7 protein-coding genes and 1 pseudogene are annotated in these 12,518 nt (G+C 61.0%); 7 read left to right on the top strand and 1 reads right to left on the bottom strand.

All coding sequences use genetic code 11. The annotated features are described in order from the left end of the window. Nucleotides 1-28: 28 nt before the first annotated feature. Both G485_RS0109205 and G485_RS0109200 read left to right on the top strand, forming a co-directional pair. On the top strand, nucleotides 29-673 hold the full coding sequence (locus G485_RS0109205; protein WP_027092327.1) for a bifunctional 4-hydroxy-2-oxoglutarate aldolase/2-dehydro-3-deoxy-phosphogluconate aldolase: 645 nt from the start codon (nucleotides 29-31) through the stop codon (nucleotides 671-673). Continuing rightward, nucleotides 670-1,653, top strand: a complete 984-nt coding sequence (locus G485_RS0109200) for a sugar kinase (protein ID WP_027092326.1) — start codon at nucleotides 670-672, stop codon at nucleotides 1,651-1,653. Before G485_RS0109205 ends, G485_RS0109200 begins: the two co-directional genes overlap by 4 nt. Nucleotides 1,654-1,897: 244 nt before the next feature. On the opposite strand, the gene G485_RS0109195 is transcribed toward G485_RS0109200, so the two are convergent. Continuing rightward, complete coding sequence (locus tag G485_RS0109195; protein ID WP_035155433.1) at nucleotides 1,898-2,725, bottom strand: AraC family transcriptional regulator; 828 nt, start codon at nucleotides 2,723-2,725, stop codon at nucleotides 1,898-1,900. Between the two features lie 119 nt (nucleotides 2,726-2,844). On the opposite strand from G485_RS0109195, the gene G485_RS0109190 reads away from it, so the two are divergent. From G485_RS0109190 to araA, 5 genes and pseudogenes are all read left to right on the top strand, one after another. Further along, nucleotides 2,845-4,875, top strand: a complete 2,031-nt coding sequence (locus tag G485_RS0109190; RefSeq protein WP_027092324.1) for a beta-galactosidase — start codon at nucleotides 2,845-2,847, stop codon at nucleotides 4,873-4,875. Nucleotides 4,876-4,881: 6 nt separating this feature from the next. After that, nucleotides 4,882-7,296, top strand: a complete 2,415-nt coding sequence (locus G485_RS25735; RefSeq protein ID WP_051318136.1) for a glycoside hydrolase family 95 protein — start codon at nucleotides 4,882-4,884, stop codon at nucleotides 7,294-7,296. Between the two features lie 54 nt (nucleotides 7,297-7,350). After that, nucleotides 7,351-10,193, top strand: a pseudogene (locus tag G485_RS31440) (glycoside hydrolase family 2 TIM barrel-domain containing protein). Nucleotides 10,194-10,259: 66 nt separating this feature from the next. Further along, nucleotides 10,260-10,499 carry a DUF3892 domain-containing protein gene (locus G485_RS0109175; protein WP_027092323.1) on the top strand — a complete coding sequence of 80 codons (240 nt, stop codon included), beginning with the start codon at nucleotides 10,260-10,262 and terminating at the stop codon, nucleotides 10,497-10,499. A 212-nt stretch (nucleotides 10,500-10,711) separates the two neighbouring features. Further along, on the top strand, nucleotides 10,712-12,202 hold the full coding sequence (araA, locus tag G485_RS0109170) for an L-arabinose isomerase (protein WP_027092322.1): 1,491 nt from the start codon (nucleotides 10,712-10,714) through the stop codon (nucleotides 12,200-12,202). Nucleotides 12,203-12,518: the final 316 nt, after the last annotated feature.

The raw sequence follows: 12,518 nt of genomic DNA, 5'->3' as shown, positions 1-12,518 counted from the left end.
CGGCTTGGCCGAAAGGGGAACGAACCTTATGACCACGAACTTATTGCAATCCTTGTCCCAAGAGAGAATCGTCGCGATTATCCGCGGCATCTCCGCCGAATCCGGTGACGCGACGGCGAAGGCGCTCGCGGACGGCGGCATCGTCTTCCTGGAAGTGACGCTGAATACGGACGGCGCGCTCGGCATGATCTCCCGGTTCCGGGAGCAGTACGAAGGACGGATGCGCATCGGAGCGGGGACGGTGCTCGATATCGGCCAGGCGAAGGAAGCGGTCGCCGCGGGTGCCGAATATATCATCTCGCCCAACCTGGACGAGGAAGTCGTCTATTACGGTGTGGAGCAAGGCCTCGATGTCTGGCCGGGAACGATGACGCCGACCGAGATTGTAAGGGCCTACAAGGCTGGAGCTTCGGCGGTGAAAGTGTTCCCGATGGGCGCGCTCGGCGTGAACTATTTGAAGGAAGTGCGCGCTCCGCTGAATCACATTCCGATGATCGGCACCGGCGGGGTGAACCTAACCAACATCCGCACCGTGCTCGACGCGGGCGCGATCGCCGTCGGCCTGGGCGGCAATCTGGTGGACAAGCAGCTGGTCAAGGAAGGGAAGTTCGAGGAGCTGACCAAGCTGGCGCAAGCGTTCGTCGCCGAAGTTAAAGGGGCGAAAGCGCCATGAGCGACATCCGTCCGGCCGATGTCGTGACGATCGGGGAGAGCATGGTGCTATTCCAGCCGATGAGCGAAGGTCCGCTCGCATACGCGCCGCTGTTCACGCGATCGCTCGCGGGCGCGGAATCGAACGTCGCCATCGGGCTGTCGCGGCTCGGTTTGAGCGTGCGGTGGATCAGCCGGCTCGGCGCCGATCCGTTCGGAGATTTCGTGCTGGCGACGCTTGCCGGGGAGGGCGTCGACGTGTCGCTGGTGGAGCGGGATGCGGGCTATCCGACCGCCGTCTATTTCAAGGAGTTCAAAGGCTACGGCGACCCGAACGTGTATTACTACCGCAAAGGCTCGGCGGTCAGCCAATGGACGCCCGGACACGTGAACCTGCGCTGGTTCGATAACGCCAGTCATCTTCACGTCACGGGCATCACGCCCGCACTCGGGCCGGCGACTGCGGAGACGGTGCGTAAAGCGATGGTCGAAGCGCGCGCGATGGGATTGACCGTCTCGTTCGACCCGAACCTGCGGCGCAAGCTGTGGAGCGAAGAGAAGGCCCGCAAGACGCTTCTTTCTCTGATTCCGCTTTGCGACATTTTCATGCCCGGCCTTGAGGAAGCGGAGTTTCTGGCTGGGCCGATGACGGAAGAGGCTTACGGCGCGCATTTTCTGACGATGGGCACCGGCGTGGTTGTGCTGAAGCTCGGCGAGGAAGGCTCCATCGGCTTCACGCCGCAGGCCGCCGTTCGCGTCAAGCCGCATGTCGTGAAGCGCGTCATCGATACTGTCGGCGCGGGCGACGCGTTCGCGGCCGGCTTCTTGTCGGCTTGGCTGACGAGCGCCGGCGAAGACGACGAGCCCCGCCTCCGCCAAGCGTTGGAGCGGGCGAATCTGTTGGGCGCGCTTGCGACCCAGTACCGCGGCGATTGGGAAGGGTTGCCGAAGCTGGACGAAGTCCGGCGTCTGCAAGCCGGTGCCCGGGAAACGACCCGATAACCGAAAATGGATTGCCGTCCGTTATCGCAAGAGCGAGTTCGGGCGGTTTTTTTTCGTGAGTAGCGTCCCTCAGACTTTTTTCTGCATTTATGGGCTTATCCCCGTTGCTCAGTCGAACATTCTGTTTCGTTTCGTCTGATTGGCTCGGTAGGAGCCTCGGTAGTGTACCGGCTGAGGCGAAGGGATAAGCGTCAAAATAGACCCTGGCAAGACTAAGCTTGATTTTTTAAGGAGCGAAGCCGCTTCACTCGTACAGCTTCCTGAACTGTTCGGGCGGAAATCCCGTCTTCCGGCGGAACGTCGCCACGAAATGGCTGGCGTCGCGGAAGCCGACCCGCTCGGCAATTTGCTTGACGGTCGCTTCGGGCATGCCGATCAGCAGCTCCTTCGCTTTGCGCAGTCTCAGATTAATCAGATAGGCGTACGGCGAGACGCCGAACGTGTGCCGGAACAGCACGTTCATCGTGCTGGCCGGCATGCCCAGAACCCGTTGCATCTCCGCAAGCCCGACTTCCGCGTCCGCATAATGCTCCTCCATCCAGTCCAGCAGCGGGCGCAGCTTCTCGGAGCTGCGGATGATCGCGGAACGGTTGTCGAATTGCCCGTATTGGCGGAGCGTAATAAGAAACCGGTAAGCGTCCGCCGACGCGTTCAGCCCGAACAGATCGTCTGTCTCTTCCATCCGGTCCATCATATCCTCGATGATCCGGTTCAGCGGCGAGGCGTCGCCGGGCTCCCAGCGAATGGGGTTCGGCTCGACCATGCCCAGCGCCACCAGAATGTCCGGAACGGCCGGCCCTCCGAACGTCAAGTAGGCCGTGTCCCATCTTCCGCCGGCGGATTCGTAGGCGTGAGGAACGCCGGGATGCACGAGCACGCCCGAGCCGACCGGCAAGTCGAACGTCTGTCCGTTCACCGTAAAAAGGCCGACGCCGGCCGTCGTTTGCAGCCAATGGTAATAAGGGTAGCCCTCCTGCCGCACCATTTTGTTCGACTCGACCGTCGTTCCGACCGTCTCGATAAACAAGGGCAGCGTCCGGCCCATGGTCATCGGCAGCACAAACCTTCTCATAAACGTTCCCGCTTCCTTTGTCAGATTCTTATATCCGCTTAAGAGATGATTATATTTTACAGGATTCGCCGTTGTCTTAAAATAAGGATATCCTTATATCGATAAAAGAGGTGTCCATCTTGATCAACGAGAAATTGCCGAAGATTTGGTACGGCGGCGACTATAACCCGGAACAATGGGAAGCGGATACATGGGCCGAGGACGACCGCATGTTCAAGCTGGCGGGCATCGACGTGGCGACGATCAACGTGTTTTCCTGGGCGCTGAGCCAGCCGAGCGAAGACGAATACCGTTTCGAATGGCTGGACGAGACGATCGACAGGCTCCACCGGAACGGGATCGGCGTCTGTCTCGCAACGAGCACGGGCGCGCATCCCGCCTGGATGGCGAAGAAGTACCCGGAAGTGCTGCGCGTCGATTACCAGGGCCGCAAACGGAAGTTCGGTGGCCGGCACAACTCTTGCCCGAACAGCCCGGTTTTCCGGCATTTTTCCCGCTTGATCGCGGGCAAGCTGGCGGAACGCTACAAGGACCATCCCGCGCTGCTGATCTGGCACGTCTCCAACGAATACGGAGGGTACTGCTATTGCGACAATTGCGCAGCGGCTTTCCGGGAATGGCTGCGGAAACGCTACGGCACCCTCGATAAGCTGAACAAGGCGTGGAACACCCGTTTCTGGGGGCACACGTTCTACGATTGGGACGAGATCGTGCCGCCCAACGCGCTCAGCGAGGAGTGGGACGGCAACCGCACGAACTTCCAGGGCATCTCCCTCGATTATCGCCGGTTTATGTCGGACAGTCTGCTCGAATGCTACAAGATCGAATACGACGAGTTGAAAAAGCATACGCCGAACGTTCCGGTCACGACCAACCTGATGGGCTTTTACCCGGAACTGGATTATTTCAAATGGGCGAAGCATCTCGACGTCGTCTCCTGGGACAACTACCCTTCGCTGGACACTCCGTTCAGCTTTACGGCCATGACGCACGACCTGATGCGCGGCCTTAAAGACGGCCAGCCGTTCATGCTGATGGAGCAGACGCCGAGCCAGCAGAACTGGCAGCCGTACAACTCGCTGAAGCGCCCCGGCGTCATGCGGCTGTGGAGCTACCAGGCGGTGGCGCGCGGAGCGGACACGGTCATGTTTTTCCAACTGCGCCGCTCGGTCGGAGCGTGCGAGAAATACCACGGGGCCGTCATCGAGCACGTCGGCCACGAGCATACGCGGGTGTTCCGCGAGGTGGCGGAGCTCGGCCGCGAGCTTGGGCAGCTCGGTGACCGCTTGCTCGATTCGCGTTCGGCGGCGAAGGTTGCGATCGTCTACGACTGGGAAAACCGCTGGGCGACCGAGCTGTCGAGCGGTCCGACCGTCGCGCTTAAATACGTGGACGAGGTTCACAAGTATTACGACGCGCTCTTCAAGCTCGGCGTTCAGATCGACATGATCGGCGTCGAGACCGACCTGAGCAGGTATGACATCGTCATTGCTCCGGTGCTCTATATGGTGAAGCCGGGCTATGCGCAAAAGGTAGAGTCGTTCGTCGAAGCGGGGGGCACGTTCGTGACGACCTTTTTCAGCGGCATCGTGAACGAGAACGACATCGTCACGTTGGGCGGATACCCGGGCGAGCTGCGCAAGGTGCTCGGCATCTGGGCGGAAGAGATCGACGCCCTGTTCCCGGACGCGCGCAACCAGGTCGTCATGAAGGAAACGAAAGGCGCCTTGAACGGCACGTACGAATGCGGCCTGCTGTGCGACCTGATTCACTCGGAAGGCGCGGAGGTGCTGGCGGAATACGGCTCGGATTTCTATAAAGGCATGCCGGCGCTGACGGTCAACCGTTACGGCAAAGGCGAGGCCTGGTACGTGGCGACGAGCCCGGACGCCCGCTTTATGAGCGACTTTATGGCGAATCTGATCGAGGGCAAAGGCATTCGGCCGTTGGCGCAAGCGCCGGCCGGCGTCGAAGTCGCGGAACGCGTCAAGAACGGGAAATCGTTCCTGTTCCTTCTGAACCACAACGCCGAGGAAGCGGTCGTCGATATCGGCGAGCGGCGGGGCGTCGAGCTGCTCTCGGGCCTGGAGGTATCCGGCGCCGTTACGCTTCCCGCCAAAGGCGTCAAAATCGTCGAGCGGGAGGGATAAACGTTGCTGAAGCTCCACTATTTCAAAGCCGCGCGGGAATGGACCGAGGCGCTGCCGATCGGCAACGGCCGGCTCGGCGCCATGATTTTCGGCGGCATCGAGACGGAGCGGCTTCAATTGAACGAGGATACGCTTTGGTCGGGCCGCCCCAAGGACGGCAACAATCCGCGCGCCCGCGAGGTGCTGCCGGAAGTGCGCCGCCTGCTCTCGGAAGAGCGGTACGCCGAAGCCGGCGCCCTCTGCAAGGAAATGCTCGGTCCGTACGGCCAATCCTACTTGCCGTTCGGTCATTTGACGTTGACGTTCGAGCACGGCGATCACGCCGGCCGGGATTACCGGCGCGAGCTCGATCTTCGCGAAGCCGTCTCGCGGGTGGAATACGGGATCGGCAACACCCGGTACATCCGGGAGACGTTCGCTTCGTATCCGGATCAGGTCATCGTGCTGCGCCTGACGGCCGACCGGCCGGGGGCGCTGAGCTTTGCGGCGAAGCTGGACAGCCCGCTTCGCTCGCGCACGTCGGCTGCGGACGGCCATCTCGTCATTCGCGGGACGGCGCCCGAGCATGTCGATCCGAACTATTACGGGTCGGATCGGCCTTTCGATTATGGAGCGGGCGACGGCATGCGGTTCGCCGGGCGGCTGGCGGCCGTCTGCCCGGACGGCGCGGTGGAAGTGGACGCGGGCGGCCTGTACGTGTCCGGCGCCACGACGGCGACGCTCATTTTCAGCGCCGCCACCAGCTTTAACGGCTTCGACCGCTCGCCGGGCCGCGATGGCGCCGACGCGGACGCCCTGGCCTTGCAGCGGCTTCAAGCCGCTCTCGCCAAAACGTACGAGCAGCTCCGCGCCGATCACGTCGCCGACTACCGCCGTCTTTTCGACCGGGTGTCGATCGACTTGGGAGGCTCGGCAGCTCCGGACGATCTGCCCACCGACCGGCGGATCGCCGAGTACGGCGCGAACGACCCGGGGCTGGTCGAGCTGCTTTTCCAATACGGCCGCTACCTCATGATTGCCAGCTCGCGCCCGGGAACGCAGCCGGCCAATCTGCAGGGCATCTGGAACGCCGAGACCCGCCCGCCTTGGAGCAGCAACTGGACGCTCAATATCAACGCCGAAATGAATTACTGGCCGGCCGAGACGTGCAATTTGGCCGAATGCCACGAGCCGCTGCTCTCGTTCATCGGCAACCTGGCCCGGAACGGAGCGGAAACGGCGGCGACTAATTACGGCGCGAGAGGCTGGACCGCCCATCACAACGCGGACATCTGGTGCCAGACCGCTCCGGTCGGCGCGTTCGGGCACGGCGATCCGGTATGGGCGTTCTGGCCGATGGGCGGCGTCTGGCTGTGCCAGCACCTCTGGGAGCGGTACGCGTTCGGCCGGGACGCCGAATGGCTGAGAAACAAGGCTTATCCGGTCATGAAGGAAGCGGCTCTTTTCTGCCTGGATTGGTTGATCGAAGACCGCGACGGACATTTGGTGACCTCGCCCTCCACATCGCCGGAGCATAAATTCCGAATTCCGGGAAGCGGCGAGCTTGGCTCGGTCAGCGTCGCTTCGACGATGGATTTGGAGCTGATCTGGGATCTGTTCACCAACTGCATCCAGGCCTCGGAAGAGCTCGGCTTCGAAGAGGCGTTCGCTTCCGAGCTCCGATCGGCGCGGGCCCGGCTTCATCCGCTGCAGATCGGCAAGCACGGCCAGTTGCAGGAGTGGTCCCGCGACTTTGACGACGAGGACGTGCATCACCGCCACGTCTCGCATCTGTTCGGCGTCTATCCGGGACGGCAGCTCACCGAGCGGGGGACGCCCGAATTGTTCGAAGCCGCGAAGCGATCGCTCGAGCGGCGCGGCGATGCGGGAACCGGCTGGAGTCTAGGCTGGAAAATCGGCCTGTGGGCCCGCTTCCGCAATGGGGATCGCGCCCGCGTCTTGATCTCGAAGCTGCTGACCCTCGTTCGGGCAAACGACGAACGGTATGAAGGGGGCGGCGTATATCCGAACTTGTTCGACGCTCATCCGCCGTTCCAGATCGACGGCAACTTCGCGGCGACGGCCGGCATCGCCGAGATGCTGCTGCAGTCGCATGAGGGCTGTCTCGAGCTGTTGCCTGCGCTGCCGTCCGCCTGGCCGAACGGTTCGATCCGGGGGCTGCGCGCCCGCGGCGGCTTCGAGGTCGACCTGACTTGGCGGGACGGCCGCCTGGCCGAAGCGCAAGTGCTGTCGCTGCACGGCGGGGACTGTTTCTTGCTGGCGGCGGAGGAAGGGCTATCCGTCTTCGAGGGCGGCCGAGCTGCGGAAACGGAGCGAACGTCCGACGGCAAGCTCCGCTTCCTCACGGAATCCGGCCGCCGCTATACGATTCGGCCGTTCCCATTATCCCGTCCGATCAGAAACCGGCGTTCATTTTCTTAAAATCCGGCGCATGCGTTACACCCGGTTAAGAATTTCAAGACGAGGAGTGCGACCGTGTCCAAATCCAAATTTATCTACGAGCCGCCCGCCAACGGGTATCCGGAATGGAACAACAATCCGGACATTTTCCAATTGAACCGCTTGCCCGCCCATGCGACGATGATCGCGTACGACAGCCTCGAAGAGGCGTTGAAGCGGGATTTCGAAGCCTCCTCCCATTACATGTCCCTGAACGGGAAATGGAAGTTTGCCTGGGCCGAGAACCCGGAGAAGAGATTCCGCCGCTTCTACGAACTGGCCTACGACCATTCGGACTGGGACGAAATCGAAGTGCCCGCTCACTGGCAGCTGCAGGGCTACGATTATCCGCAATATACGAATGTGAACTATCCCTGGATTCATCAAGAGGAGCTGACGCCTCCTTTCGCGCCTACTAAATACAACCCCGTCGGATCGTATGTCCGGACGTTTACCGTGCCGGAGCGGTGGTCGGGGCGGCCGGTCTTTATCAGCTTCCAGGGCGTGGAGTCCGCTTTCTACGTCTGGCTGAACGGAGAGCTGATCGGCTACAGCGAGGATACGTTTACGCCGGCCGAATTCGATCTGACGCCGTACTTGGTCGAGGGGGAAAACAAGCTGGCGGTCGAAGTGTACCGCTGGTGCGACGCGAGCTGGTTGGAGGATCAGGATTTCTGGCGGATGAGCGGCATTTTCCGCGACGTTTATTTGTACTCGGCTCCGGGCGTTCGATTGACGGACTTTTTCGCGCATGCGGAGCCGGATGACGATTACCGCGACGGCCGCCTCCGCGTGGAGGCGAGTGTCGAGGACTACTACGGGCAAGCCGCGGGCGGAGTGACGGTGGAAGCCCAGCTGTACCTGGACGGCCGCCCCGTTCTGGACCGGCCTTTGGTTCTCGGAGGCAAGCCGGGAGCGGACGGAATGTGCCAACTGGACGGTTCCGCCCACGTAAGCCGGCCGCTGCTTTGGAGCGCGGAGCATCCGCATTTGTATACGCTGGTTCTGGAGCTGAAGGATGCCGAGGGGCGGAGCTTGCATTTTGCCAGCTGCCGGATCGGGTTCCGCCGCTTCGAGATCAAGGACGGGCTTATGCGGATCAACGGCCGGCGGATTGTTTTCAAAGGGGTCAACCGCCATGAATTTTCGTGCGATACGGGGCGGGCTCTCCGTTACGAGGATATGGTGACCGACATCAAGCTGATGAAACGGCACAACATCAACGCCGTGCGCACGTCCCACTACCCGAATCATCCGAAATGGTACGATCTGTGCGACGAATACGGGCTTTACGTCATCGACGAAACGAACCTGGAGACGCACGGCAGCTGGCGGTACGGACAAGATCCGGACGATGAAGGCCACACGGTCCCGGCGAGCAAGCCGGAGTGGACGGCGAACGTGCTCGATCGGTGCAACTCGATGCTGCAGCGGGATAAAAACCATCCTTGCGTCGTCATCTGGTCGCTCGGCAACGAAGCGTGGGGCGGGGACAACTTTTTGCATATGCACGATTTTCTGAAGGAGAAGGATCCTTCGCGCGTCGTCCACCATACGGCGGAGATTTCGGCGAATCGCCGCATGACGGGAATTTCTGCGGCAACGGGATCATTTTCGCCGATCGGACGGTATCTCCGAAGCTGCTCGAGGTGAAGGCGTGCTATCAAAACATCGATTTCGCGGCTGTAAATTTGAAGGAAGGCCGCTTCTCCGTTCGGAACAAGTTCCTTTTCACCGATCTGAACGAGTTCGACTTCGCGTGGGAGCTGGCGGCGAACGGCACCCCCGTAAGCGAAGGCCGCTTCCGGGTGGAGGCGGGGCCGGGAGAGCGTGCCGAAGCGGATTTGCATGCGGCGTATCCGAAGGAAGCTCGCGCCGGCGAAGAGTACGTGCTGACGCTCAGCGCCCGTTTGAGGGAGCGGACGGCGTGGGCCGAGGCGGGCCATGAGATCGCCTTCGCCCAATTCGTCCTTCCGATCCGGCTAGCTGTATCTGCGCCGGCTGATTCGCCGGAGACGCTGAAGGTGACGGAGGAAGACGGCCGTGCACTGGTCGTGAGCGGAACGGCGTTCAACGTCCGGTTCGATCTGACGAGCGGGGAACTGGCTTCCTACCGCTTGGGCGAGGCCGAACTGCTGAAGCAGGCGCCCGCTCCGAACTTCTGGCGAGCGTATACCGACAACGATCGCGGCAACAAGCATCCCGATCGATGCGCGGTATGGCGGGAGGCGGGGCCGGGGAGGAAGCTCGCCGGTCTATCCTGGACGCGCGGTGCGAATGAAGTCGTCGTGACCGCCGAGTTCGAGCTGCCGACGGAACCGGTCTCTCTGTGCACGATTGCGTATGCCGTTCGCGGCAACGGCGAAATCGAAATCCGCGAGCGCCTCGTTCCCGGAACGAACTTGCCGGAAATCCCCGAGATCGGTCTCCTTTTCGTCATGGATGCGTCTTTCGACCGGCTTGCTTGGTACGGCAAAGGTCCTCACGAAAATTATTGGGACCGCAGCGTCGGGGCGAAGCTGGGCTTGCACGAGGGAAGGGTTAAGGAGCAGGTCGTTCCTTACCTTCGTCCGCAAGAGAGCGGGAACAAGACGGAGGTCCGGTTCGCAACCGTCAAGGACGCGTCCGGCCGCGGCTTCCGAATCGACGGCCTGCCGCATGTCGAATGGAGCGCGCTCCCTTATACGCCAAGCGAGCTGGAACAGTACGACCACCATCATCTGCTGCCGGAATCCGACAAGACGGTCGTTCGGGTCCATTTCAAACAGATGGGCGTCGGCGGAGACGACAGCTGGGGAGCTCCCGTGCACCCGGAATACAAGCTTTTCGCGAACCGTACGTACGAATTCGGCTTCAAGCTGACCGGGATTGCGGATTGAATCGGCCGGCTTCTGCATAATGTTTCCTCTTCGGGGGAGTCTAAAGGTGCAGGAGGTGCGACTTCGATGAACGAGAACACGAACGCGCAACAAGTGGTGGCCGTGCGCAAAAACGGCGACGGCGATATCGTCGAGCTGAAGCTGTCGTCCGGCCAGGTCGTCGATTACAAGCAGGCGCAGGCGATGGCCAAACAGGGACAGATCGAAAACGTCAACGTATTTCGCGGACGCGACGGAGACGAGCATCTGCGCTCGGATGCCGACGGACGCCCCGAGAACAATCTGGATAACTTGCCGACTTTCTGAGCGGAAGGGATCGGCGCATACGGCTTCGTCCGGATACGGACGAGGTCGTTTCTTTTGACCGGCGTCTTTTATCTTGTCTATACAAGTTTGTTGAAAATAACGAAAGAAAGCTTGATTTCCTTGCGAAAGTCTTGAAAAGAAGCGATAAGGGGAGTAGAATTGGTTTGTAATTATGTACGTACAAGTTCATTCGAAATTCGGGAGGAACGACGATGATTCAATTGAAACCTTACGTGTTCTGGTTCGTTACGGGAAGCCAGCATCTGTACGGTCCGGAAACGCTCGATGAAGTGAATGCGCATTCAAAAGAAATCGCGGAAGGTTTGTCCGCCGATCCGGCCATTCCTTTTCCGGTTGTGTTCAAGCCGGTCGTCACGACGCCGGAAGAGATTTTGAAGCTGGTGAAAGAAGCGAACGCCGACGAGCATTGCGCAGGCATTATGACGTGGATGCATACGTTCTCCCCGGCCAAAATGTGGATCGCGGGACTGACCGAGCTCCGCAAGCCGCTCCTCCATTTGCACACGCAATATAACCGCGATATTCCGTGGGATTCGATCGACATGGACTTCATGAACACGAATCAGGCCGCCCACGGCGACCGCGAATACGGCTTTATCGGGGCGCGTCTGGGCATCGCCCGCAAAATCGTCGTCGGCTACTGGGAAGACAAGACCGTTCGCGCCCGCATCGGCTCCTGGACTCGCACGGCGGTCGCCTGGAACGAAAGCCGCACGCTGAAGGTCGTCCGCTTCGGCGACAACATGCGGCAAGTTGCCGTTACCGAAGGGGACAAAGTGGAAGCGCAAATCAAGTTCGGCTGGTCCGTCAACACGCACGGCGTCGGCGATCTGGTCGCTTACGTAAACGCCGTATCCGACGCCGAAGTGGAACGTCTGCTCGGCGAATATGCCGAGAAGTACGACATTGTTCCGGAAGGCCGCACCGCGGGCCCCGTTCGCGATGCGATCGCGTACCAGGCGCGCATCGAGATCGCGCTCAAGCGGTTCCTCGACGAAGGCGGCTTCACCGCGTTCACGACGACGTTCGAGGATCTGCACGGGCTGGAGCAGCTCCCGGGTCTCGCCGTTCAGCGTCTGATGGAGCAAGGCTACGGCTTCGCGGGCGAAGGCGACTGGAAGACGGCGGCTTTGACGCGTCTGTTCAAGATCGTGGCCGGCAACGTCAACACGTCGTTCATGGAGGACTACACATACCACTTCGAACCGGGCAACGAAATGGTGTTGGGCGCGCACATGCTGGAAGTGTGCCCGACGCTGGCCGAGACGAAGCCGCGCATCGAGGTGCATCCGCTCGGCATCGGCGGCAAAGCCGATCCGGCGCGCATCGTGTTCGACGGCAAAGCCGGTTCGGCGATCAACATTTCCGTCATCGACCTGGGGAACCGGTTCCGCTTTATCGTAAACGAAGTGGAAGGCGTCAAGGTCGAGAAGGCGATGCCGAAGCTGCCGGTCGCGCGCGTGCTGTGGAAGCCGCAGCCGTCGCTGGCCGTTGGCGCGGAAGCGTGGATTTTGGCGGGCGGCGCGCACCATACGGTGTACTCGCAGGCCGTGACGACCGAGCAGGTACTCGATTTCGCCGAGCTTGCCGGCGTGGAAGCCATAGTCATCGACAAGGACACGAACATTCGCCAGCTTAAGAACGAGCTGCGATTCGGCCAAGTCGCCTGGTCCCACCGGTAAGGCCGGTTGTCATCGCATACAGGGTAGAGCAAAAACCGCGGCTGCGCAGGCTGCGGTTTTTTATTCCTTTTTTTGGAAACCCCTCGGCCCCTTATGTCTTTTTTTTCGCATTTTGGGGGCTTATCCCCGCAGCTCAGCGGAATGATTTTTCGGGGAATCGGTCGGTTGAGGAACCTGTTGGCCGGGTGGAACGGACGCTTGCGCTCAGAACTTTCAAGTGATCCTAAAAAGGAGCTCGAAACGAATCCGGTCTGTCTGAGGTACGGGGATAAGCCCCCAATACGAGGGTGAAAGGATCATCCTTGCCGCGATCGGA

This window comes from Cohnella thermotolerans DSM 17683 (assembly GCF_000429825.1).
GTDB classification, from domain to species: Bacteria; Bacillota; Bacilli; order Paenibacillales; family Paenibacillaceae; genus Cohnella; species Cohnella thermotolerans.
The sequence above is the reverse complement of the archived record's forward strand: the minus strand, read 5'-3'. Positions and strand labels throughout refer to the sequence as shown.